Source organism: Micromonospora rubida (assembly GCF_009908295.1).
GTDB classification, from domain to species: domain Bacteria; phylum Actinomycetota; class Actinomycetes; order Mycobacteriales; family Micromonosporaceae; genus Micromonospora; species Micromonospora rubida.
Genome location: NZ_JAAALO010000005.1, coordinates 530,650 through 554,378, shown reverse-complemented (window position 1 = coordinate 554,378; position 23,729 = coordinate 530,650). Strand labels below are relative to the sequence as shown.

At 73.8% G+C, this 23,729-nt stretch carries 19 protein-coding genes; 11 read left to right on the top strand and 8 right to left on the bottom strand.

Annotated elements, in window-relative coordinates; genetic code table 11:
- Window positions 1–42: 42 nt before the first annotated feature.
- Window positions 43–345 carry a helix-turn-helix domain-containing protein gene (locus GVV04_RS21485; RefSeq protein WP_161689857.1) on the bottom strand — a complete coding sequence of 101 codons (303 nt, stop codon included), beginning with the start codon at window positions 343–345 and terminating at the stop codon, window positions 43–45.
- A gap of 65 nt (window positions 346–410) precedes the next feature.
- Here GVV04_RS21485 and map point away from each other — a divergent pair, with 65 nt between their 5' ends.
- The 3 genes from map (at window position 411) to GVV04_RS21470 (ending at window position 3,735) form a co-directional block, all read left to right on the top strand.
- Window positions 411–1,193, top strand: a complete 783-nt coding sequence (gene map, locus GVV04_RS21480) for a type I methionyl aminopeptidase (RefSeq protein WP_161689856.1) — start codon at window positions 411–413, stop codon at window positions 1,191–1,193.
- Window positions 1,194–1,286: 93 nt separating this feature from the next.
- Window positions 1,287–2,171: a hydroxymethylglutaryl-CoA lyase gene (locus tag GVV04_RS21475; protein ID WP_328822500.1), complete on the top strand. Its 885-nt coding sequence runs from the start codon at window positions 1,287–1,289 to the stop codon at window positions 2,169–2,171.
- 157 nt (window positions 2,172–2,328) lie between these two features.
- Entirely contained in the window at window positions 2,329–3,735 is a 1,407-nt protein-coding gene (locus GVV04_RS21470; protein WP_201753864.1) for an FAD-dependent oxidoreductase, read from the top strand.
- A 456-nt stretch (window positions 3,736–4,191) separates the two neighbouring features.
- Here GVV04_RS21470 and GVV04_RS21465 read toward each other — a convergent pair whose 3' ends face one another.
- Entirely contained in the window at window positions 4,192–5,010 is an 819-nt protein-coding gene (locus tag GVV04_RS21465; RefSeq protein WP_161689853.1) for an NAD(P)-binding domain-containing protein, read from the bottom strand.
- 300 nt (window positions 5,011–5,310) lie between these two features.
- On the opposite strand from GVV04_RS21465, the gene GVV04_RS21460 reads away from it, so the two are divergent.
- The 8 genes from GVV04_RS21460 (at window position 5,311) to GVV04_RS21425 (ending at window position 17,675) form a co-directional block, all read left to right on the top strand.
- Complete coding sequence (locus GVV04_RS21460) at window positions 5,311–6,927, top strand: WxL domain-containing protein (protein ID WP_161689852.1); 1,617 nt, start codon at window positions 5,311–5,313, stop codon at window positions 6,925–6,927.
- Between the two features lie 72 nt (window positions 6,928–6,999).
- Complete coding sequence (locus GVV04_RS21455) at window positions 7,000–8,055, top strand: WxL protein peptidoglycan domain-containing protein (RefSeq protein ID WP_161689851.1); 1,056 nt, start codon at window positions 7,000–7,002, stop codon at window positions 8,053–8,055.
- Window positions 8,052–9,245, top strand: coding sequence for a hypothetical protein (locus tag GVV04_RS21450; RefSeq protein ID WP_161689850.1), 1,194 nt, complete (start codon window positions 8,052–8,054; stop codon window positions 9,243–9,245). Before GVV04_RS21455 ends, GVV04_RS21450 begins: the two co-directional genes overlap by 4 nt.
- Window positions 9,242–10,600, top strand: coding sequence for an ABC transporter substrate-binding protein (locus tag GVV04_RS21445; protein WP_161689849.1), 1,359 nt, complete (start codon window positions 9,242–9,244; stop codon window positions 10,598–10,600). The genes GVV04_RS21450 and GVV04_RS21445 overlap by 4 nt, the downstream gene beginning before the upstream one ends.
- Window positions 10,587–12,653, top strand: coding sequence for an ABC transporter ATP-binding protein (locus GVV04_RS21440; RefSeq protein WP_161689848.1), 2,067 nt, complete (start codon window positions 10,587–10,589; stop codon window positions 12,651–12,653). The genes GVV04_RS21445 and GVV04_RS21440 overlap by 14 nt, the downstream gene beginning before the upstream one ends.
- Window positions 12,650–15,511, top strand: a complete 2,862-nt coding sequence (locus GVV04_RS21435; RefSeq protein WP_161689847.1) for an ABC transporter permease subunit — start codon at window positions 12,650–12,652, stop codon at window positions 15,509–15,511. The genes GVV04_RS21440 and GVV04_RS21435 overlap by 4 nt, the downstream gene beginning before the upstream one ends.
- Window positions 15,508–16,314 (top strand): neocarzinostatin apoprotein domain-containing protein, encoded by an 807-nt coding sequence (locus GVV04_RS21430; RefSeq protein ID WP_161689846.1) that lies wholly within the window; start codon window positions 15,508–15,510, stop codon window positions 16,312–16,314. The genes GVV04_RS21435 and GVV04_RS21430 overlap by 4 nt, the downstream gene beginning before the upstream one ends.
- Window positions 16,311–17,675: a hypothetical protein gene (locus GVV04_RS21425; protein WP_161689845.1), complete on the top strand. Its 1,365-nt coding sequence runs from the start codon at window positions 16,311–16,313 to the stop codon at window positions 17,673–17,675. The genes GVV04_RS21430 and GVV04_RS21425 overlap by 4 nt, the downstream gene beginning before the upstream one ends.
- 801 nt (window positions 17,676–18,476) lie before the next feature.
- On the opposite strand, the gene GVV04_RS21420 is transcribed toward GVV04_RS21425, so the two are convergent.
- Genes GVV04_RS21420 through GVV04_RS21395 form a run of 6 tightly spaced genes read right to left on the bottom strand, consistent with a single transcriptional unit; the run spans window position 18,477 to window position 23,725 of the window.
- Window positions 18,477–19,220: a maleate cis-trans isomerase family protein gene (locus tag GVV04_RS21420; RefSeq protein WP_161689844.1), complete on the bottom strand. Its 744-nt coding sequence runs from the start codon at window positions 19,218–19,220 to the stop codon at window positions 18,477–18,479.
- Complete coding sequence (locus GVV04_RS21415; RefSeq protein ID WP_161689843.1) at window positions 19,217–19,900, bottom strand: hypothetical protein; 684 nt, start codon at window positions 19,898–19,900, stop codon at window positions 19,217–19,219. The genes GVV04_RS21420 and GVV04_RS21415 overlap by 4 nt, the downstream gene beginning before the upstream one ends.
- Window positions 19,901–19,919: 19 nt before the next feature.
- The gene (locus GVV04_RS21410) at window positions 19,920–20,744 is read right to left on the bottom strand and encodes an SDR family NAD(P)-dependent oxidoreductase (protein WP_161689842.1); all 825 of its coding nucleotides are present in this window, start codon (window positions 20,742–20,744) and stop codon (window positions 19,920–19,922) included.
- Complete coding sequence (locus GVV04_RS21405) at window positions 20,741–21,742, bottom strand: hypothetical protein (protein ID WP_161689841.1); 1,002 nt, start codon at window positions 21,740–21,742, stop codon at window positions 20,741–20,743. The genes GVV04_RS21410 and GVV04_RS21405 overlap by 4 nt, the downstream gene beginning before the upstream one ends.
- Entirely contained in the window at window positions 21,735–22,457 is a 723-nt protein-coding gene (locus GVV04_RS21400; RefSeq protein ID WP_161689840.1) for a hypothetical protein, read from the bottom strand. The genes GVV04_RS21405 and GVV04_RS21400 overlap by 8 nt, the downstream gene beginning before the upstream one ends.
- Window positions 22,454–23,725, bottom strand: coding sequence for an aromatic ring-hydroxylating dioxygenase subunit alpha (locus GVV04_RS21395; protein WP_161689839.1), 1,272 nt, complete (start codon window positions 23,723–23,725; stop codon window positions 22,454–22,456). Before GVV04_RS21395 ends, GVV04_RS21400 begins: the two co-directional genes overlap by 4 nt.
- Window positions 23,726–23,729: the final 4 nt, after the last annotated feature.

The following is a 23,729-nucleotide window of genomic DNA, read 5'->3' as shown; positions in this document are numbered from 1 at the left end:
CCCACAACCCGTCACCCTGCGGCTGGTCCGCCGATCGGAAACTCACGAGGCCAGTCGCTCACGTGCGTGGCGACCGGAGATGGTCAGTTCAACACCACGTTCGGACTGGTTGATCTCGGCCCACACCGCATCGAGGGAGAGGCCGAGGACATCGGCGATCGCAGCGATGGTCGGGAAGGCAGGGGTCGCCACGCGGCCCGACTCGATCTTCCGGAGGGTCTCCGGTGAGACGCGTGCACCGAGCGCGGTCTCGAGCATCGACCGCTCTCCCCTGGCGCGACGCAACAGGGCACCGAGGCGCTGTCCGCGCTCGACCTCTGCGGGTGTGAGCGGCAACCTGACCATGGCTCCGATTCTAGACCGGGATAGTATGGCCGGGATAGTTATTGGTTGCATGAGGAGGGCGCCGCATGATCGAGATCCTGGACCCCACCGAACTGCCCCGGGCGAGGGAGGCGGGTGCCCTGGTCGCTGACATTTTGCAGACGCTGAAGAGCCGCAGCGCGGTGGGCACCAACCTCCAAGACATCAACCGGTGGGCCGAGGCCATGATCGTCGAGGCTGGAGCGCTGTCCTGTTACGTCGACTACGAGCCATCCTTCGGACGCGGGCCGTTCGGCCACTACATCTGCACGTCCGTCAACGACGCCGTGCTCCACGGACTGCCGTACGACTACCCGCTTGCCGACGGCGATCTGCTGTCACTCGACCTCGCCGTCTCCAAGGGCGGAGTCGTTGCGGACTCTGCCATCAGCTTCATCGTGGGCGACTCGAAGCCCCCGGAGAGCGTCGCGCTGATCAGCGCGACCGAGCGCGCGCTGGACGCGGGGATAGCCGCTGCCGGCCCCGGGGCTCGCGTCGGCGACATCTCCCATGCCATCGGCTCGACCCTCCGCGAGGCGGGGTATCAGGTCAACACCGAGTTCGGAGGTCATGGCGTCGGGTCGACGATGCACCAGGACCCGCACATCTCGAACACCGGGCGGCCCGGCCGTGGATACAAACTGCGCCCTGGGCTGCTGTTGGCACTGGAGCCGTGGGTCATGGCGGACACCGCTGCCCTCGTCACCGATGCCGACGGCTGGACGCTCCGAAGCGCGACAGGCTGCCGGACGGCACACAGCGAGCACACGATCGCCATCACCAGCGACGGAGCCGAAATCCTCACCTTGCCGAGGCGGGCGCACCCCTGAGGTCGCAGCCACGCCTGCCCCTGTGCCGGGTGAACCGTACGCAACGAGCGTAGGCTGGGCCATCGACGATGTTGCGTGGAAGGCAGGAGAGCGGTGGAGATCATCGAGGTAGCCCCCCGCGACGGCCTGCAGAACGAGGCCGTGCTCGTCTCCACCGACGACAAGATCGCGCTGATCGAGCGCAGTATCGCCGCGGGGCTGCGCCGGATCGAGGCGACCAGCTTCGTGCATCCCAAGCGGGTTCCGCAGATGGCCGACGCCGAGGCCGTGATGGCTGGTGTTCCGCGCCGCGCCGACGTCTCCTACATCGGCCTGGTGCTCAACCGCCGCGGCTTTGACCGGGCGATCGCCGCCGGGGTGGACGAGGTGAACTGCGTGGTCGTCGCCTCGGAGACCTTCAGCCAGCGCAACCAGGGCATGTCGGTCGCGGACTCGGTCCGCACGGTGCGTGACCTCGCCGACGACGCCCGCGCCGCCGGGGTCGCGCTGTCGGTCACGATCGCCACGGCGTTCGGCTGTCCGTTCGAGGGGGAGGTGCCGGAGGCGACCGTGTTCGACCTGGCCCGGCAGGCGGGGGAGTTCGGGGTGGACGAGATCGCGCTCGCCGACACCATCGGCGTCGGCGTCCCCGCGCAGGTGGCCCGGCTCGTGGCCGGTGTCGCGGCGGTGGCACCGGGCCCCCGGCTGCGCTGCCACTTCCACAACACCCGCAACACCGGCTACGCCAACGCCGTCGCGGCGCTGGACGCCGGGGTGACGGTGCTGGACGCCTCGACCGGTGGCATCGGCGGCTGCCCGTTCGCGCCCGCCGCGACCGGCAACATCGCGACCGAGGACCTGGTCTATCTGCTCGATCGCAGCGGCGTGGAGTCCGGCGTCGACCTGCGGCAGCTGATCGAGACCGCCGACTGGCTCAGCGGCGTGCTGGGTAGCGCCGTCCCCGGTCAGCTCACCCGGGCCGGCGTCTTCCCCGGCTGAGCCGGCGAGCACGGGCTCCGGCGGCCTGGGATTGTGCACGGTGTGCGGCCGGCGGTGACCGCTGCCGAACGGCTCGCCCACGGCGGTTGACGGCGCGCGGATCTCATGGAAACACTGTTACCTCCATGGATACGCGACTGGATTGCCGGAGGTGGACGTGCCGACCACGATCGTTGTGGGCGCCGGGCCGGGTGGCCTGGCCTGTGCCATCGCCGCCGCCGACGCGGGCGGCACCGTGCTGCTGCTGGAGAAGGCGCCGGACGTTGGGGGCGCCCTGCCGTACTCCGGCGGGCACCTGTCCGCCGGCGGCTTCTCGCTGCAGCATGCGCGGGGCATCACCGATGACCCCGAGCGGCACTTCGACGACATCTGGCGGATCAGCCGGGGCACCGCGCGGGCCGACCTGACCCGCCTGACGCTGCGCGAACAGCCGGCGGTGCTGGAGTGGCTGCTCGCCGCCGGGCTCGCCGTCGATCCGGGCACCCCCCGCATCGTGTACGGGCACGAGCCGTACCGCACGCCGCGGACGGTCCACGCCACCACCGTCCCCGGCGGTCCGGCGATCCTGGCCGCGCTGCGCCCGATGCTCGACGCGCATCGGGCCGCCGGCCGCATCGACCTGCGTTGCGAGGTGCGCGTCACCGAGCTGCTGACCGAGGGCGGCGCGGTGGTCGGGGTGGCCACGGCCGACGGCGCGCGGTGGCGGGCACCCGCCGTGGTGCTGGCCACCGGCGGATTCGGGTACGCGCCGGAGCTGTTCGCCGAGCTGGAGGGCGCCCCGCTGACCACCTCGGCGGCGCCCACCTCGACCGGCGACGGCCTGCTCATGGGCCGGTCCGTCGGCGCCGGCCTGCAGGGCATGGGCCGCTACATTCCCACCTTCGGCGGGCTGCCCCCGATCGACGGCGACCTGCGGGTCGACTGGGTGCACCGGCCGCACCTGGTGGCGCCGGAGCGGCCGCCCTGGGAGATCTACGTCGACCGGGCCGGGCGGCGCTGGATCGCCGAGGACGAGCCCAGCATCGACCACAAGGAGCGGGTGCTGACCACGGTCGACCGGATGACCTTCTGGACGGTCTTCGACGCCCACGCCTTGCGCGAGTCGCACCCGATGGTGCAGGGCTGGAGCGCGGCCGAGCTGGACGCCCGGTGTGGCCGGCGCCGGGGCGTGCACCGGGCGCCCGGGCTGGCGGAGCTCGCCGGGCTGGCCGGCATCGACCCGGCGGGGCTTTCGGCCACGGTGGCCCGCTACAACGGTTTCGTCGCCGACGGCCGGGATGCCGACTTCGGCCGGGCGCACCTGCCGGCGCCGATCGTCGAGCCGCCGTTCTACGCGCTGGAGAACCATCCGGTCACCCTGATCACGTTCGCCGGCCTGGACGTGGACGAGATGCTGCGGGTCCGCCGCGCGGACGGCACGACGATCCCCGGCCTGTACGCCGTCGGCGAGGTGATCGGCTCCGCCGCCGTCAATGGCAACGCGTTCTGCTCCGGCATGTGCCTGACGCCGGCCATGGCCTTCGGCCGGCTGGTCGGGCGTCGCGTCGCGCGGGGCGCGAGCTGAGCCGGTCTCGTCCCGGGGCCCGGCGAAGTCGTGCGGGTCTCCGGCCTGGGGCGGGGCGGTTGGTGGAGACGCGCTCTTGCCGGTGGGAGCAGCGCGGGCAGGACCGTTCCAGCACCTGGCCCTTGCAGGCCCCGGGAAATGAGTCCGCTTGCCGAGGTCGTCGGTCCCTGCCGGGTCGGCCTACCCTCTTTCGGCCCCTATGGAGCTGCCCCGTTTGTGCGCTCGACGGAGCGGGAGCGTAGACGGGGCAGCTCCATAGGGGCCGCTGGGTAGGCCCCCGACCATGCGAGTGTTCGCCAGGCCGCCAGCCGCCAGCCGTCAGCCCGGCGTGCGGGACGGCATGGGCGGCGTAGCGGCGGCCCCACCGGGGCATGCGCGCGACCGGCGGCGGAGCAGGGTGGCCGGGGCCTGGTTCTCGGCCTGGCTGTCTGTAGCGGACATTCGCCCCGGGCCGGTTCAGTGCGCGAAGGCGAAGCCCTCCGCGCGCAGCCTGGCGGAGCTGATCGGCACGAACGGGGTCCTGATCTCGCCCCGGTAGGTCAGCGCGGGCCAGCCCCCGGCGGCGCAGAGCTCGTCGAGGACGGCCCGGTTGGTCTGCGGCACGGCCGCGTCCGGCACCGCGTTGAACACGCCCGTGAGGTCGCGGCTCACCACGAAATCGAGCGCGGCGGCGGCGTCGCGGTAGTCGATGCGATAGTGCAGGGCGTCGGCCGAGAACGGCACGCTGCCGCCGAGCATCTCGTGGGCCAGCTTCACCCGGGTCGGATAGTCGAGGTCGCGCGGATGCCCGTACACGTCGGGGATCCGCAGCGCGGCGCCGCGCGGGGCGGCCAGCACGGCGGCCTCGGCGGCGATGAAGTTGCGGGGTGAGGCGTCCGGGTCGTCGGTGACCGGGGTGGCCTCGTCGACCAGCGCGCCATGGCCGGCCCCGTAGACCGACACCGAACTGGTGAAGATCACCCGGGGGTGCGCGGCGGCGGCGGTGCGCGCGGACGCGGTGAGCGTGTCGGCGTACTCGGCGATGCGCTGGTCGGCGTCGAAGGCTCGGGCGATGCGCGGGCTCACGGTGAGCACGACCGCGTCGGCGTCCCGGGTGGCCCGCTCGACGGCCGCGCGGTCGCTGCCCCGGAGGACCGCCACCTCGGTGCAGACGGGCGCCAGCTCGGGCACCCGCTCGGGGGAGGTGGTGGTGCCGACCACGTGGTGGCCGGCCGAGACCCAGCGACGGGCCAGCTCCATGCCGACGTTGCCGCAACCGATGATCACGTAACGCACCTGGACCTCCCTCAGGGAAACGCCGTTTCCCACTCTGCCCCATCTCGGGTCCCCCTGCCAAGACCGTTCCGCGAACCCGCCGCCGACGCCGCGGTGTCCGCGGAGTCGATCGCATCGGCCGACGCAAATCGCCTGTCGGGCTATTGACAGGAGGGTGGGCCGGCTGCCTTTATGAACCTATCCAATTTTGGAAACCACCGTTTCCGCTAGCGAAACAGTGGCCAGGGGTGCACCGTTCCCCACAGGAAGGAGAGCGGGACCGCAATGGGATTGCTCAGAACTACGGCTACAGCGGTGGGGGTGGCGGCACTGGCCGCCGTCGCGACCGCGGTCTGCGTGTCCCCCGCGCAGGCGTACGGCCCCACCCCGGGCAACCTGGGATGCCGGCTGTACTTCAACGACGCCGGTACCGGCAGCTCGCCGACGAACTGGGCCGACTCGTTCGGGCTCACCCAGACGCCGGCGACGCCGAGCCCGGGGCAGACCGTGACGGTGACCTTCACCGCGGCGGCCGGCCCGCTCAACGGGCCGGTCGCACTCAACCCCGGTGACGTGCCGGTCGTGGTGGAGGCGACGCTGGGTGGCGCGCAGAGTGGCCCGGTCACTCTCACCCAGCCCAACTACCCGGCCGTTCCGGTCGCCGGCAACGCCCCCACCGGCCCGATCACCGCCACCGGCACCTACGTCGCCGGAGCGACGGGAGCCTCGACGCTGACGGTCAACCGGGTGATCCTCAACAACCCGGTCGCCAAGACGTACTGCTCGGCGGCGGGCGACCGGGACCACAAGGCGGCGCCGGTCCCGACCTCCATCGTGGAGAGCTTCACGGTCTTCGGTGGCACGGTCTCGGTCACCTCGGTGACCGGCCAGACCGTGACCGGGTCCGCCCGGGCCGGCAACGTCATCAACTACGCGGTGACCGGTCTCGCGCCGTCCACCGCCCTGACCGCGACACTGCGCGCGGCCAACGGCACCGGAACGCCCGAAGGCTCCGGCACGGGCACGACCGGCGCCACCGGCGCCGGCACCGGCACGCTCACGGTGCCCAGCGGCGCCACCACGGGGGCACGTACCCTGGCGGTCTCGGACGGGACCAACACGGTCTCCGTCCCGATCACGATTCTCGGCTCGCCGGGCATCGCGATCACCCCCAGCGGTGGCGGCTCCGGCACCGTGGTGACGGTCACCGGCACCAACTGGAACCCGGGCAGCACGGTCACGATCCGCGGCTACAAGGCGCTCACCGGCGCCCCGCCGCCGCCCGCGACGGGCGACCCGGCGACGACGGCCACGGCCGGTGCCACCGGTGGGATCAACGCCACCTTCACCGTCACGGACAGCACCACCGCGTACGTCGGCGCGCAGTCCGGCGCCCTGTTCGCGATCTCCGCCTGGACGGGGTCGGCTGACTCGTGCGTTGCCAAGACCGGCTCGGCCACGACCGGCAACTGCACCCTGTCGTACAACCTGTCGCAGACCGTGACCGCCGGAAACCTGTCGATGGCTCGCGCCGCCGGCACCGGCAACATCGCGTTCTCCGGCGTCACCGTCGGCGGCAGCGTGCAGACGGCGACGGGCAGCCTGTCGACCGTCACGGTGACCGACTACCGGGGCAGCACCTTCGGGTGGAGCCTCGTCGGCACGGTCACCGACTTCACCGGCACCCCGGGCGGAACCATCGCCAAGAGCAACCTGTCCTGGACGCCGGCCTGCGTCGGCACCGCCGGCGCGACCAACGCGGTCACCGCGGTGGCCGGCACCCCGGGCACGGTCGACACGGCGACGCTCTGCTCCGCGCCGACCAGCGCCACCGGTACGGGCGGCAGCTTCGACGCCTCGGCCGGGCTGTCCCTCTCCGTGCCGGCGAACCAACTCGCCGGTGCCTACGCCGCGACCCTCACGCTCACCCTGAGCTGAGGACCGCCTCGACGTGGGGGCGGTCGGCCGAGCCGGCCGCCCCCACACCGACCAGTCGAAGGGTGCAACCGCGTGCGTCACCCCCTCTGGCCACGTCGCCTCCGTACCGGTGCGGCTGCCTTCGTCGCCGCTGTCGCCGCTGTCGCCGCTGTCGCCGCTGTCGCCGCTGTCGCGCTGGCCGTCGTCCCGGCCGGGCCGGCCGCCGCGGCGGACAACGGCGAATGGGCCGTCGTGCCCACCCCGCCGGCCAACGCCGGGCCCACCCCCCGGCTCTACTTCTTCCTCGAGTCACCCGCCGGCCGGACCCTCACCGACTCGGTGCGGGTGGTCAACCGCACCGACACCGAGCGCACCTTCACCCTGTACGGCGCGGACGCCTACAACACGGCGCGCGACGGCGGGTTCGCGCTGCGCCGGCGCGACGAGAAGCAGTCGGACATCGGGGTGTGGACGGCGGTCGGCGCCGGCACCGTGGCGATCCCGCCCAAGGCGCAGGCCGACATCCCGTTCTCCATCACCATCCCGACGAACGCCAGCCCCGGCGACCACGTCGGCGGGATTGTCGCGATGGAGGCCGTCCCGGGCGGCCGGAGCGAGAGCAACGGCGTCGCCGTCGCGGTGCAGCGGGCCGTCGGCGCCCGCATCTACCTGCGGGTCGCCGGGCCGGAGGTGCCCGGCCTCAACCTCGCCGATCTGGACCTGACGCACCCGACGCCGTGGCTGCCCACGCCGGTCGACGGCGCCCTGGAATACACCCTCGTCAACACCGGCAACCTGCACCTCGCCCCCACCATCACGGTCGCCGCCTCCGGCGTGTTCGGGCACCGGGTCCGCCAACGTGGCGCCACTCCCCAGCTCGACCTGGTGCCGGGCGCCGAGGCGCGGATGCGTGCCCAGTTCACCGGGCTGTGGCCGGTCGACGTCGTCACCGCCACCGTGACGGCGAAGGCTGACGGTGGCGTGTTGGCGGTGCGGACCACCCGTACCGTGGTGGTCAGTTGGACCGGCCTCGCCGCACTCGCCGCGCTGGTCGCCGCCGGGGTCGTGGCCTGGCGCAGGCGCCGCCGCGCCCAGGTGGCCCGTCCCCGGGGCGTCCGGCCCGTCCGCGCGCATGCGGAGGTCGGATGACGAGGATCGCGCGCACCCTGACCGCCGTCTGCGTGCTGGCCGGCGGGCTGGCACTGCCCACCGGCCCGGCGTGGGCGGCCGAGGGACTCACCCTCGCCGCCCCGGCGGCCGCACCGGGCGACCGGCTCGGGGTGACCGGCACCGGCTGGCCCGGCGGCGCGCTGGTCCAGCTTGTCACCTGCGGGCAGCTTGCGATCGGCGGCTCGGCCTCCTGCGACACGCGGGCCGCCCTGGCCGTTCCGGTGCGCCCGGACGGCACCTTCGCGGTGCGGTTCGTGCTCAGCACCCCGCCGGTGCCCTGCCCGTGCGTCGTGCATGCCACGCTGGTCGGCGGCGCCGCGCGCGGCCAGGTCGACGCGCCGCTGGAACTCACCGGGCACGCCATGGGGGCCACCCCCACGGTCTCCGCCGCCCCGGTCCGGCTCGACCTGGTCGAGGCGAGGATCGTCGGCCGGCCGAGCTGGCGGAGCCTGGCCGGCGCGGCGGCGACCCGGACCCTCGTCTACACCGTGCACAACCCCGGGCCGCAGCCGCTGCCCAACCCGCCCCTCAACGTCCGGGTCGGCCGGGACGGCGGCGGCGACCGGGTCAGCACGCCCGGCACCGACGGCATCCGGCCGGGCGAGACGCGCACCTACCGGGTGCCCGTCACCACCCCGTTCGCCGCGTTCGGGCGGTACACCGTGCAGGCCGACCTGGGTGGGTTCGGCCCGGCCGAGGTGTCGTTCCGGACGTACCCGTGGGGCCTGTTCGTGGTGCACCTGCTCGGCGGGGCGCTGATCGTCGTGGGCGTCGCCCGCCGCATCGCCAACCGCCGCAACCGCCCACCGCTGCCCGCGACGGCCGCCGCCCCGGCCGGAACGCTGCTGCCCTCCGTCGTGCGGGTCGGCTCGCTCGGGGCGTACCTCGTCTTCGACGACGCTCCCGGTGCCGGTCGGCTGCGTCGGCGGGCCGGCACCCACCTGAGCGTCGCCGCGCTGCGGGACCTGCTCGGCGACGCCGGACTGCCGAACGGACCCGGCGCCGATCCGGCCGCCGGCGCCGCGGTCGTCGACCTCGCCGCCCTCGACGCGGTGCTCGCAGCCCGCCCGGGCGCGGCCGCGCCGGCCGGAGCACGCGGCGGCAACCAGACCGCCGCCGCCGTGATCGACCTGGCCGCGCTCGACACCTACCTCGGGGGCCCTCGATGAGCCGCGATCCTGGCAGCCACGCCGCCGGCTGGGACCGGACCCTGACGGTACGGGCGGCCGTCGCCGCCGTCGCCGCGCTGCTCGCCTTCGTCGGCTGCGGCGCGGTGCTGCCCGGCGTGGGCGGCGTCGACGGCACCGGCGTCGGGCCCGGCGTCACCGCCGACGCGGTCACCGTCGTGTTCGTCGGCACCGACCTGACCAAGACGGCGAACCTGACCGGGTTCAACACGGCCTCGGCCGGCGACCCGGTGCGCCAGATGCGGGCGCTGGAGAGCCACGTCAACGCCAACGGCGGCATCGCCGGCCGGCGGATGCGGGCGGTCTTCCGTAACTTCGAGGCGAGCGACGACTCACCGGCCGCCGAGGAGAAGCTCTGCAACCAGATCACCCAGGACGACCGGGCGTTCGCGGTCGTGCTCACCGGTCAGTTGCAGGCCAACGCCCGCCCCTGCTACGCGCAGCGGCGCACCCTGGTGCTGGACGCCACCCTGATCACCATCGACCAGGCGACGAACGAGCGGTTCGCGCCGTACCTGTTCGCCCCGGCCTACCCCGCGTACGACGACTTCGTGCGCGCGTACCTGCCGGCGCTGGCCGCGCAGGGCTTCTTCGACGGGGCCCGGAAGGTGGGCATCGTCGCGGTGGACGCACCGGCCAACCGGGCGATGTACGAGCAGCACGTGGTGCCGTACCTGAAGCAGCGGGGAATCACCCCGACCCCGGCCTGGATCGACTCCACCGACCTGGGCACCCTCAACACGGGGCTCAACCAGGCCGCCGTCGACCTGCGGGCCAAGCGCGTCGAGCGGGTCTTCTTCCTCGGCGGGACCCGGCTGGCCTCCTTCTTCCTCACCTCGGCCGCCGCGCAGGGCTTCACCGCCCGGTACGGCATCTCCAGTTACGACAATCCCAGCTTCCTGATCGGCAACCCGGACATCATCCCGCGCGAGGCGCTGACCGGGGCGGTGGGCATCGGCTTCAACCCCAGCCAGGACGTCGCCGACCGGGAGTACGCCTTCCCCGCCACCGACGCCGAACGCACCTGCCTGGGCATCTTCGCCGCGGCGGGTGAGTCGTTCGGCACCCGAGAGAACGCGCGCGTGGCCTTCCCGTACTGCGACGCGGCCCTGCTGCTGCAGGCCGGCGCGAAGGACCTCGGCGCGGACCTCAACGCGCACCGGTGGCTGGCGGCCGTGGGCAGCCTCGACACGTGGTTCCAGCCGGCGACCGGATTCTCCGGGCGGCTCGGCCCGGGCCGGTTCGCCGCCTCGAACGGCTACCGGGCGTTCGGCTACGACAGCGGCTGCGCCTGCTTCACCTACCGCGGGGAGGACGTTTCCTTTGCGACCCGATGACGACACCCGCCGGAGCGTCCCGCCGGGCATCGCCCGCGACGGTGCCGGGGCATGGCGGTCCCGGAGCGCGGGCTGGGGCGCGGGTACGGCCGGCGGCCTGCTGACCGGGGTGCCGCTGCTCGGCGCCGCGGGACTCGCCCGGGGTCTCGGTGTCGACCTGACCAGCGTGCTGGCCGCGGTGATCGCCGCCGCGGTGGTCGGCGCGGCCGCGACCGTCGCGGTCGTGCAGCGGGTACCGCACCGCCATCCGGTACGGGCCGCGCTGCTCGTCGGCGCCGGGCTGGGCGCGGCGCTGCTGCTGGTGGTCGACGTCGCCGCCCCGGTGCCGGGGCTGTTCGCGCTCACCGCGCTCGGGCTGCCCTGGGCGGTCCTGGTGGTGGCCGGCCGCGCGGTCGCCGCCGGAACGGCCACCCTGCGGTACTGGCACGTGGGGCTGCTGAACGGGCTCGGCCTGGCCGCGCTGCTCGCCGGTGGCACCGGCGGCGGGTCCGGGTACCACTGGGCGGCGGCGGGCGGCCTCGCGGCGCTCGGCGCGCTGGCCGGGGCGACCGCCGCGGAACTGCCGGGCGACGCCGGCTGGCCACCGGCGCTGCGCACCCTGTTCGACAACGCCACCCGCCCACCCACCGCGCGGGTCGCCGTGCTGGCCCAGGTCGGCCTCGGCCTGGTCGTGCCCGGCGCGCTGATCTTCGCCGCCGACATGCTGCGCGCCAGCTTCGGCCTCGGCCCGCGCGGCGCCGTCGGCGTGGTCGGCGACGCGCTGCTCGCCGGGGCCGCGCTCGCGGTGCTGCTGCACGGCGAGCGGGCGCTGCGCCTCGCCGTCGCCGCAGCCCCGGCCGGGCTGCTCGTCGCCGCCGGTGCGCTGCTCGTCGGGGCCGCCCCCGCCGCGCTCGGCGTCGTGCTGTTCGCATCGGGCCTGGCCGCCGCCGTCGGTGCGCTGGTCGCGCTCGCCGTCTCGGGCGAGGGCGTCGCCGCCGAGGTGCTCCACCCGGACGCCCGCCCCGCGTTCGCGGCGGCGGCGTCGGTGCTGCACCTGGCCGGTGGCCTGGGTGGCGCCGGCGTGTTCGCCCTGCTCGGCACCCGGTACGGTGCCGGTCCGGCGTTGGTGGTGGCCGCGGCGGCGGTGCTGGTCGGCTCCGGCTACGCCCGGCGGCTCCGGCGCACCGCCGCAGCCGACGCCGAGCGGTTGGCCCGGGTGCTCGCCGACGAGGCGGAGGTCGCCCGGCTACGGCGCGGCGGCGTGCGTCCGGCCGCCCTCTCCAGCTCCGGGATCGACGCGGCGTACGGCCCGGTCCAGGTTCTCTACGACGCGGCCGTACGTGTCGACGACGGCGAGATGGTGGCGATCTGCGGCCCGAACGGGGTCGGCAAGACCACTTTGCTGCGGGTGCTCTCCGGGCTGCACCGCCCCACCGCCGGGGTGGTCCGGCTCGGTGGGGTCGACGTGACCGCGCTGACCGCGCCCCGCCGGATCGAGCTGGGCATGTCGACAGTGGTCGGTCAGGCGGTGTTCGGTTCGCTCACCGTCACCGAGAACCTGCGCATGCACGGCTACGCGCTGGGTCGGCGAAGCGACGCGGTGCACCGGGGGGTCGACGCGGCGTTCGCCGTCTTCCCCCGCCTCTACGAGCGGCGGGACCAGGTCGCCGCCACCCTGTCGGGCGGTGAGCGGCAGCTGCTCGTGCTCGCCAAGACGCTGATCCAGCGCCCCCGGATGCTGCTGGTCGACGAACTGTCGCTCGGCCTGGCCCCGGTCGTCGTCGGCGGCCTGCTGGAGATGCTGCGCCGGCTCAACGCGCGGGGCACCTCGCTGCTGGTGGTGGAGCAGTCGGTCAATGTGGCGCTGTCGCTGGCCGACCGGATCTATTTCATGGAGAAGGGTGCGATGGTCGCCGAGCACACCGCAGGCGAACTGGCCGGTCGGCCGGGGCTGGTCCGGGCCCTGATGCTCGGCGGCCACGCGCCGGCCGAGGACGCCGAGCCCGCGCCCCGGGCACAGGACGCCGAGCCCGCGCCCCACACCGCCCCGGCGGACGGGGCGGTGATCTGGTGATCGGCGGTTTCGACTTCGGCCCGGACCGCATCGTGCTGGGCCTGTTCACCGGCCTCACGTACGGGCTGCTGGCGGTCGGGCTGGTGCTGGTCTACCGGTCCAGCCGGTTCGTCAACTTCGCCCACGGCGCGGTCGGGGTGTTCGGCGCCGCCGTGCTCGGCCGGCTGGTCGGTGACGGCGTGCTGTCGTACTGGCTCGCCCTGCCGGTCGGGATGCTCGCCGCCGCCGCGGTCTCCGGCGCGATCGAGCTGAGCGTGGTCCGCCGGCTGCGCCGCCGGCCCCGGGTGATCGGCATGATCGCCACCCTCGGGCTGTCCCAGTTCGTGCTCGTGCTCGCCCTGCTGGTGAACAGCTCGGGGGCCAGCGGCCCGGCGTTCCCGGCGCCGCCCGGCATGCCGTCGTTCACCGTCGGCAACACCCCGGTCGGCCCGGCGTTCACCGCGATGCTGCTGCTCACTCCGGTGCTGCTGGTCGGGCTCGCCATGTTTCTCAGGCGCAGCCGGTTCGGGCTGGCGATCCGGGCCGCCGCCGACGCCCCCGACGCGGCCACCCTCAACGGCGTCACCGCGGCCCGGATGGCGACCCTGGCCTGGTCGATCGCCGGCGCCGTCGCCGCCTTCTCGGCGATTCTCGTGGCGCCGACCCAGGGCACCCAGTCGATCGAGTCGCTCGGCCCGGCCCTGCTGGTGCGGGGCCTCGCCGGCGCGGTGATCGCCCGGTTCTCCTCCGTACCGATCGCGTTCGGCGCCTCGCTGGGCCTCGGGGTGGGGGAGCAGATCCTGCTGTCCGGTCGATCCAGCGGCGGCCTCGTCGAGCTGGCCCTCGTCGCGGTCATCCTGGTCGCGCTGCTCGCCCAGCCGGTCCGCGCGCGCCGCGACGGCGAGGACGGTGGCTGGGGCCGGATCGGCGCACCGCCGCTGCCCGCCGCGTACCAACGGATCTGGCTGCTGCGCAACCTGGGCCGGGTCGTCGCCGGAATGGGCTTTGCCGTCGCCGTCGCGCTGGCCTTCGTGATCAGCAACGAGAGCGCCTCGGTGCTCATCGCGATCATCGGCTTCACCCTGGTCGGCCTGTCGATCGGGCTGGTCACCGGCGTGGCCGGGGAGCTGTCCCTGGGCCAGTTCGCGTTCGCCGGCATCGGCGCCGCGGTGTCGGTGCAGGTCTCCGTGCGGACCGGCAACCTGTTCCTGGGGATCCTCGCCGGCTGCGCGGCGGCGGCGCTGGCCGCAGTCGCGGTCGGGGTGCCGGCGCTGCGCCTGCGCGGGCTCGCCCTCGCCGTCACCACGCTCGCCTTCGCGCTGGCCACCAGCGCGTTCCTGCTGCGGCAGGGATGGCTGCTCGGCGACGGTGCGCAGGTGCCCAAGCCGCGCATCCTCGGCCACACCTTCGACCTGGCCACCGACTACTACCTGCTCGCGCTGGTGGCGCTGCTGCTCGGCCTGTGGGTCACCGCGAACCTGCGTACCGGTGCCTTCGGGCGGATCCTGGTGGCGCTGCGCGACAACGCCGACGCCGCCCGGGCGTTCACCGTCGCGGTGCCGGTGCGGGTCCTGCAGGCGTACGCGGTCGCGGGTGCGCTGGCCGGCCTCGGCGGGGCGGTGATCGGCCACGGGCAGACCCAGCTCACCGTGAACACGTTCCCGGCCTCGGCCAGCATCGACGTCGTCGCCACCGTGGTGGTCGGCGGGATCACGCTGCTGGGCGGCCCGCTGCTCGGGGCGTTCCTGATCGTCGGCGTGCCCGGATTCCTGGAGTTGGACATCATCGGCCAGGCCGCGCTGACCCTGGTCTGGCTGGTCGTGGTGATCGCGCTGCCGGCCGGGCTCGGCGGGCCGGTGCTGTGGCTGCGTGACCGGATCGCCGCGCTGATCGCCCGCGGTCGCGGCGCACCGCCACCGTCCGCCGCCGACGAGGTCAGCGGGTCCGCCCCCGATCGGACGACCGGACCCGTGACCGCACCCGTGGCCGGGCCGGCGCCGGCCGCCGTCGGCGCAGGTGGCGCGATCACGCTGCCGCCGCGCACCGTCCCGCTGCAACCGGCGGTGGCCGGCGAGCCGCTGCTCTCGGTGCGCGGGGTGGCCCGCTCCTACGGCGGCGTGCGGGCCGTCGCCGGGGCCAGCCTCGACGTCGCCGCCGGCGAGGTGGTCGGCATCATCGGCCCGAACGGGGCCGGCAAGACCACGCTGTTCGAGATCATCGCCGGCTTCACCCGCGCCGACCGGGGCGCGGTGCTCTTCGCCGGCCGCCCGGTCACCGGGCTGTCGCCGCAGCGGCGCGCGGGCCTCGGGCTGGTGCGCTCGTTCCAGGACGCCCGGCTCTTCGCCACCATGACGGTGTTGGAGACCGTCATGGTGGCCGGCGAACGCACCGCGCCGACCAGCCTCCTCGCGGCGGCTCTCGGCGCCGGCGGCCCGGACCGGGCCAAGCGCCGCCGGGCCGAGGAGCTCGTCACGCTGATGGGTCTGGCCCCGCTCGCCGACCGGTTGGTCGGTGAGCTCTCCACCGGCACCCGCCGGATCGTCGAGATCACCTGCCTGCTGGCGTTGGAGCCGGCGCTGCTGCTGCTCGACGAGCCCTCGTCGGGGGTCTCCCAGGCCGACGGCGTCGCGCTGGGCGAGGTGCTGCGCCGGATCCACGACGAGCTCGGGGTCACCATGGTCATCATCGAGCACGACCTGCCGCTGCTCGCCCGGCTCGCCGACCGGCTGGTCGCGATGGACGGCGGCCGGGTCATCGCCGACGGCACGCCGCAGGAGGTCCGCACCCACCCCGACGTGGTCCGCTCCTACCTCGGCACCGACCACGCCGCCGTCAACCGCTCCGGCGTGCCCGCGCAGCGTACGACGGTGCCGTCGTGAGCCCCGCCCGCATCGCCCCGCCCCTTGCCCGCGCCGGCCTGCGCCGAACCTGTCAGGAGATCGCCGTGCGAACCTTCCGCCGCGCGTCCACGCGCCCGGGCGGCCGACCTGTCGGTCGTAAAGCCCGGGCGCTCACGCTCGCCGTCCTGCTCGCCACCGGCAGCGGCCTCGCCGTCGCGGCGGCACCCCCGGCCGCGTTCGCCGCGCCGACCCTCACCGTCAGCGAGACCACCGGGCTGACGGACAAGCAGCAGGTCGTCGTCGACGGCTCGGGATTCAGCCCGAACCTGAAGCAGATCGCCGTCGGCCAGTGCGTCGCCGGCTTCAAGGGCCCGACCGACTGCAACCTCGCCGGCGGCGCCGCGTTCGTCAACGCCGACGGCGGCGGGAAGCTGCCCACGGTCACCCTGAAGCTGGCGCAGAAGTTCGGCAAGTTCGACTGCACCAAGCAGGAGTGCGTGGTCGCGGCGCAGATCCTGCCCGCGAGCGGCAACGCCGGCGAGGTCGAGGCCAACAAGGTCTCGGTGGCGTTGACGTTCGGCAAGAAGCCGGCGCAGAGGCCCGCACCGACAACACCAGCCGTCACCCCACCCACGTCCGCGGCACCGCCGGCAGCCACCACGTCACCCTCGACCGGGCCGGCGGTCGCCGCCGGTACGTCGGCGCCGACGCTGGTCAATGCCAACCCGGTGAGCGCCGGCCCGGACCGGTACGCGGTCACCGTGCTGGTCGGCTCCGGCCTGCTGCTGCTCTGCATCGGCCTGCTCGTGCTGATGCCCCACCGGAACCGGAGGTCCCCATGACCCGACGTCGTTTCCCCGTCCGGATGTCGGCGCTCGCGCTCGTCCTGGCGCCACCGCTGCTGCTGCTCGCGATCCCGGCGGCGGTCCCCGCCCGGGCGACGCCGCCGGCTGCGGCGGTCGGTCCCACGACCGAGACGCTGGGCTGCCGGCTCTACTTCAACGACGCCGGTACCGGCAGCTCGCCGACGGTCTGGCAGGACACCTTCACCCTGACCCAGTCGCCGGCCGAGCCGAAGGTCGGCGACACGGTGACCGTCACGCTCACGGCGAAGGTCGGCCCCGACAACGGGCCGGTGGGGCTGAACGCCGGTGACGTTCCGGTGAACGTCACGCTGGCCCTGGGCGGCTCCCTCTCCGGCAGCGCGACGCTGCGGATGTCGTCGTACCCGGCGCGGGCCGTCGCCCCGGCGACGCCGCTCGGCCCGATCACCGCGACCGGCACCTACTTCGCCGCCGCCGCCGGAGCGGCGACGCTCACCGTCGGGCGGGTCACGTTCGCCAACGCCTCGGCGACGACGCACTGCTCGGCGGCCGGCGACCGCGACCACAAGGCGGCACCGGTGCCGACCTCCATCGTGGAGAGCTTCACCGTCGGCGGTTCCGGCACCGCGACCCCACCGCCGAGCCCGTCCGCCTCCGCGACGCCGTCGCCGTCGGCGTCCGCGTCGCCGTCGCTCCCGCCGCCCACGACGAGCGCCCCCCCGCCGGCGAAGAGCGAGGAGGTCGACACGCCGGCCCAGCCGTTCGGCCCGAAGAGCGTGAAGCTGAACTGCAAGACGCTGAGCAGCCTCTCGGCGTGGACTGCCACGCACACGCTGACCATGTCACCCAGCAATCCTGGTCGGGGCGCCAAGGTGACCGTGAGCCTGAAGTTCTCGGCCGGCCCGAAGAGCGGGCCGGTGCCGGTGGGCGCCGGTGACCTGGTGCCCAAGGCGACCGTCAAGGTCGGCGGGGTGGGCAGCGGCACGGTGAACCTGAAGGGCCCGGCGTACGGCGCGATCGCCGCCTACGCCGTGGTGCCCGGTGCGACGCTGACCGGGACGTACACCACCTCGCAGGCGGGGCTGGTCTCGCTGACCGTCAGCAACTTCCTCTTCGACCACTCGCAGGTCGACACCGAGTGCAACGCCGGCGCCGACCCGGTGACCGGCCCGGCGATGACGTCGATCGTCGCCAAGTTCACGGTGAAGTCGCGGGCCGCGACCGACGACGAGGGCGATGGCGGAGGCGAAGGGTCGCTGCCGACCACGGGCGAGGGGGGCGTGACGGCGCTGCTGCTGCTCTGGTCGAGCGCGGCGCTGCTGTTCGGTATCGGCCTGGTCGTGGTGCTGCCGAGGCGTCGCGGTACCGCGCGGAGCTGAGCCAGCAAACGACGCGGGCCGGGGAGGCACCCCCGGCCCGCGCCCTTGCGGATCGCCGGCAGCGCCGGTGCCAGAGGGTGGTTCGGGGCTGCCCGTCCGTAGCCGAGCACCGTCTCGGCGGTTGAGGAAGCGCTCGCCCCGGAACAGCTCGGTCGGCTCGTGAATCCTGTTCCGCTCCTTGAGGATGACCCGAAATCTTGGCCAGGGCTTCGGTCTGTCTGACCGGTCCTGCGCTGTGTCCCCTCTCCCGCGAATGTTCCGGGGACGTCGGCCGTCTCGCGCCGCCCCATGCCGCCCCGCACGCCGGGCAGTCGGGCGGTGGCCTGACGATTGCGCCCCGCGCCCGGTCGGGGGCCTGTCCTTCGGCCCCTATGGAGCTGCCCCGTCTACGCGCCCGCTCCACCGGTAGCACAAACGGGGCAGCTCCATAGGGACCAACGAAGGGTAGGCCGAACCGGGGAAGGCCGCCCCGAGGAAGATCGCCCCGGCAAGGGTCGATGGTGTCGGTAGCGCGCATCCCCTGGGGCCTGCCGAGCCGGATACCCACGACTTTGCGGGGCCCTGGGATTGCGCTGGATCGAGCACGATCCTGCACACCGGGCCGATCGCCGGCGGTTCCCGAGAGGACGCCGGGTCCCGGAACGCTCCGGAACTGGTAGGTCTCCGTTCGTCGTCAGGGCGGCGGTTGGTTTCGGTTGGTGGCGACTGCGCTTGCCCGCCGCCGGAGACGTGGCCGTGCGTCTCCCGCACCTCGACACCCGCCCCACGCCCGCAAGGGACATGCAGCCCAGAACAACCCTCTCAGTGCTCGCGGAGCAGGGACCCGGCGCCGTACACCTTGTCGGAGATGCCGTTCTCGCGCAGCGCCATCCACCACGTCGCCGCGTTGATGGCGATCACCGGCTTGCCGAGCCAGCGTTCGGCCTCGTCGGCCAGCCCGACCATCGACAGGTTGGTGCCGCACTGGACCAGGGCGTCCACGTCCGGGCCGTCCACCGCCAGCAGCGCCCGGCGCAACTCGTCCTCCGTGACGTGGGCGATGGAGACCGCGGTCGGGCACTTGAGCCCTTCGATCGCGGCCACCTCGAAACCGATCTCGGAGAAGAACTGCACGACATTCGTGTCGCCGATCGGCTGGTACGGCGTCACCACGCCGATCCGGCGCGCGCCGTAGAGGCGCAGTGCCCGCTCGCACGCCTCCGCCCCGGTCGCCACCTCCAGCCCGGTGGCCGCCTTGATCTGGGCGACGAACTGCCGGTTGCCCTCGACGCCGCCCCAGAACGTCTCCGCGGACATGCCCATCACCATGTAGTCGGGCTCGCAGGTCAGCACCCGCTCGCAGGCGGCGCCGATCTCGCCGCGGATCTGCGTCAGGAGGTTCTCGAAGTTGCTGTCGCTGGACAGGTCCTGGTTGCGGATGTGGATCCGGGAGAAGTGCGCGGTCACGCCGGGCACCGTCATCCGGTAGAAGTCCGGCTCCACGATGGTGTTGGTCGACGGGGCGAGGACGCCGAACTTGCGGCGCCAGCCGAGCGCGTCGGTCATGGCCTGACGGCTCCTTCCTGGGCGGGGGTCGGGTGGGAACTGGCCGGGGCCAGGGTGTGCGCACGCGCGGTCAGCCACGCCGCGACCAGCAGCGCCGCCTGGCCGAGGGTGTTGGTGCCCTGCTCCGCCCACTGCAGAGCCAGGGTCTCGTGCTCGGGGTGGTTGCGCAGCGGCACCAGCAGCAGCACGCAGGCCAGCCCGGCGACGTAGAGCGCCACCGCGCCCCAGGCGCGCCGTCGGCCGGCGATGACCGCGGCCAGGACGCTGATGGTGGTGACGCCCGTGGTGGCGAGGGCGAAGACCGGTGCGAAGATGGCGTACGCGGCCGCCACTGCGGCGGTGACGGCCAGCAGCGCGGCGAACGGCCACCACGGCACGATGCGCCCGCGCAGCGCGCCGGCCAGGCCCCAGATCAGCCCGACCGCGCCGACCGCCATCAGCGGGAACAGCGCCGCCTCCAACCAGGGCAGGTCGACCGAGAACCCGGCCAGCAGCAGCTTCCAGGTCGACTTGGCCAGGCCGCCGAGGCCGATCAGGACGGCGCCGACGCGGGCGACCGGGCCCACCCGGGGCACGACCCGCTCGGAGAGCCCGGCCAGGATCCAGAACCCGACCAGCGCCAGGCCGGTCGGCACGAAGTCCTCCAGCGCGAGGACGACGGTGTAGTCGCTGCCGTTCACGGTGTGCCCTCGCGTCGGATCACCCGGGGCCGCCGACGGAGTCGCCGAAGAGGTCGCGCTTGCGGAAGCCGGCGACGGCGAACCGTCCGGCGGCCTTGCGGTTGGTCAACCAGGCGGCCCGGCTGCCGTTGCGGCCCCCGGCGAGGACCCGGTCGGCCAGCCACGGGGTGACCGTCTCCACCCGGTCGCCGAGGATGTTGAAGATCTTCTTGGCCTTCGCCAGCTCGTCCGGCGGGTAGTCGTGGGTGAGCAGGTCGGTCACGACGATGCCGGGGGAGAGGTGGTGCACGGTGACCTTGTCGGCGACCCCGGCTGCGGCGAGCTCCTTGGCCAGCCCGTCGGTCAGGTAGGTGACCGCCCGCTTCGAGGCGCCGTACCCGGTCAGCCCCGGCCGGGCCTGGCCGTTGGAGCCGAAGCCCTCCATGTTCCACAGCGCGCCGTGACCCTGCTCGATCATCGCGGCCAGCACCACCGCGCTGGCCCGGGCCACCCCGCCGAGGTTCGCGGCGAGTACCCCGTCCAGGTCGGCCGGCGCCAGTTCCCACAGCGGGCGGCGCGCGTGGTTCGTACCCGCGTTGTTGATCCAGATGTCGACGCCGCCGAACGCCTCGGCGGCGGCCGACCACAGCGCGGACACGTCGGCGCGGTCGGTGACGTCCGCGCGCACCCCGAGCACCTCGGCGCCGGCCGGCGCCGAGCCGTCGGAGCGCAGCGCGGCGAGCGCCGCGGCCACCGACTCGTCGCTGCGTCCGCAGAACGCGACCCGGGCGCCGTGGGCCAGCAGCGCGCGCACCAGGCCGGCGCCGATGCCGCGGGTGCCACCGGTAACCACCACCGCGGTCATCCGGCCGCCTCCCAGGTGAGCAGGCCGTGCAGGACGCTGTCCAGCACGTTGCCCCGGAACAGCTCGTACACCACGGCGAGGCGCCCGCCGGCGGACATGCCCGGCTCGGCGTCGATGGCGAACTCGCGGCCCTTGACCTTCCACACGTCGCCGCCGTCGGCGTGGAAGTGCCAGGACGGGTAGCTGGCCCGGCCGAAGCCCTGCGCGTTGCCCCAGGCGTCGGGGCCCTCGAAGAAGAGCCGGTCGCCGTCGCGGCGCTGCTCGACCACGTACCGCCGGTCGAGGCCGGCGCCGGTCCAGCTCACCACCCGGCGGGTGCGGAGCAGGTCGATCGGCTCCAGGCCGAGCCGCACCGCGACCTCGCCGCGCAGCTTCTGGTCGGCGCCCCACAACTCGCAGCTGCCGGTGTACGCGCCGGCCTGCTTGGTGGGCAGGATGTGCGGCACCGGGCCGCGCCGCTCCTCGGCCGCCAGGAACCGCGCCACGCGCTCCCGGGTGTCCGGGTTGGTGTCGTGGTCGAAGCTGCGGGTGTAGACGCCGTTGAAGCAGCCCACCACCGTCCAGCCCTGGTAGAGCATCGACGAGTAGACCTGGGTCTCGCCGTCGGGCAGCACCTGGTTCCAGGTGTTCAGGTCGACCTGCCAGCCGGGGCCGTAGTAGTGCGAGTCCACGAACGACCCGTACGGCTGGCCGGTGCCGAAGAAGTCGGGGCCGGTGTAGACCCGGTCGGCGTCGGAGTCGATCACGCCGAAGGCGAAGGGCGCGCCCAGCCGGTAACGCCCGGCCAGCTCGCCGCCGCCGACCAGCCCGCCGTCCATGTAGTACGTGGTGACGCCGTCGGCGTGGACCGACGAGCGGCGAATCTCCTCGAAGCCCTGCCAGACGCCGGTGGCGGTGAACAGCGACGGCCGGCCGTGCCATTCGCCGGCGATCCGTTGCTGCCACGCGCTCGGTTCGGTGGCCGCCGGTGCGGTTGTCGGTGCGGTCGGTTCACTCATTGCCGATCAGCTCCGCCCGGATCCGGTCGGTTGCCGGCTCGCCGATCAGCCGGGTCACCCGGGCCCAGACCGGGTCGACGTCGGGGCTGAACAGGTTGACCCGCACGGCGGTGTCCCGGGCGGCCAGGTCGGTGTCGGCCAGGCCGGCCACGACGTCGGCCGGCAGGCCGTCGGTCACCAGCGCGGACCAGTGCTCGGCGTACGCGGAGACGGCGGTTCCGATCTTTCGGAACGCCTCCTCGGTGGCCCGGCTGACCAGCATCCACGGCGACATCAGCGCGTTCTGGCGCGGCCCGATGTCGGGCCGGCTCAGCCCGTCCATCGCCTCGGCCTCGGTGAAGACCTCGGTGAGTGGCTGGTATGCCGCGTCCAGGTAGGGCAGGTGGCTGCTCAGCTCGGCCCGGGGAATCAAATCCAGGTGGTACGCGTAGTAGTCGCCGCCGTAGACCGAGTCCAGGGTGAAGTGCGGGATCGCGCTGTCGGCGGCCGTGAAGGCGAAGACCATGTGGCTGTCGAGGTGGATCATCGGGACGACCAGCCCGACGTAGACCACCTTGGCCACCGGCTGGCCCGGTGCGCCCCGCCAGACCCGCAGCGCACCCACCGGGTCGGGCGACATCGGGCTGCTCAGCGGCTCGTCGACGACCGCGGTGAGCGGGTGCCGGGCGGTCAGGTGGGCCACCGCGTTCTCGCAAAGCTCTAGCGGGAGACTCATTGCTGCTCCTTCGTCGTCGCGCCGTTGGTCGGCTCGGGGCTCGCCTGCGCCTCGGCCCCTGCGGCGGCCTCGGCGCCCTCCTCCTCGGTGATGCGTTCGAGCCCGATCCGCTGCGACTCCGCCACGGTCGGGTGGTCGCCCTTGGCCTTGTGCACCCAGGCGCGGGCCAGCTCCGGGTTCTCCCGGCGGGCCGGCGAGGGGATGACGGTGGCCTCCCGGCGCGGCACGTCGCCCGTCACCCGGTCCGCGTCGGAGAGCATCCAGCCCCGCTCGGCCAGCTCCTGGCGGCGTCGCCGGTAGTGCACCGCGATGAGGTCGCTCTTGACGTGCAGCTCCGCGCCGAGGTCGAACGGGAGCAACTCGGGGCGGACGTTGTTCACCACCTCGGCGTCCTGGTAGAAGATCCGGATGACGCGCTGCACGGCGTTGCGGTTGGCCCAGGCCCCGGTGAAGAAGGTGCGCAGCGCGACCCACTTGACCAGGGTGGTCGTCTCGTCGATGGGGACGTTGGTGTCGTAGATGATCAGCTCACCGATCGGCAGCCGGACGTGCAGCTTGATCATGTTGGGCAGCATCCAGCCGGCCGAGGTGACCACGGGCGGGCGGTTGGCCAGGTCCGCGTTGTTGCGGTTGACCAGCGACCAGAGGCCCTTGGAGCGCGGGGGGTGCAGGCTGACCGTGGCGAACGCCGACCACTCGTCGCGCACCTCGACCTCGTACTCGGGAACCTCGGGCTTCTCCCGGTTGCCGAAGACGCCGCCGTGCACGAAGGGCGCGTGCGCGATGTCGCAGCCGTTCTCCAGGATCCGCTCGTAGTTGGCCTTCCACAGGAACTCGCCGGTCACCGCGCGGTACTTGCCGCCGTTCTCCACCAGGTTGTCGAACTCCGGCCAGACCGGGATCGGCGGCCGCTCGGCCTCGGGCAGGTCGCCCATGAAGACCCAGACGAAGCCGTAGCGCTCCTGCACGGGGTACGAGTCGACCCGGGCCTTGTTCGGGATGCTCCGGCCGGGCTGGTTCGCCGGGATCCTCGTGCACGCCCCGCCCGGCTCGAACTCCCAGCCGTGGTACGGGCAGACGATGTTCTCGCCGGCCGTCCAGCCGCCGGAGAGCGCCGCGCCCCGGTGCACGCACAGGTCGGACAGGGCCACCACGCGCCCGCGCGGGGTGCGGTAGAGGGCCAGGTACTGGCCGAGCACGGTGATCCGGGCCGGCTTGGTGGTGACCCGGTCGGAGAACTCGACCGCGTACCAGAAGTTCTTGAGCATGGTG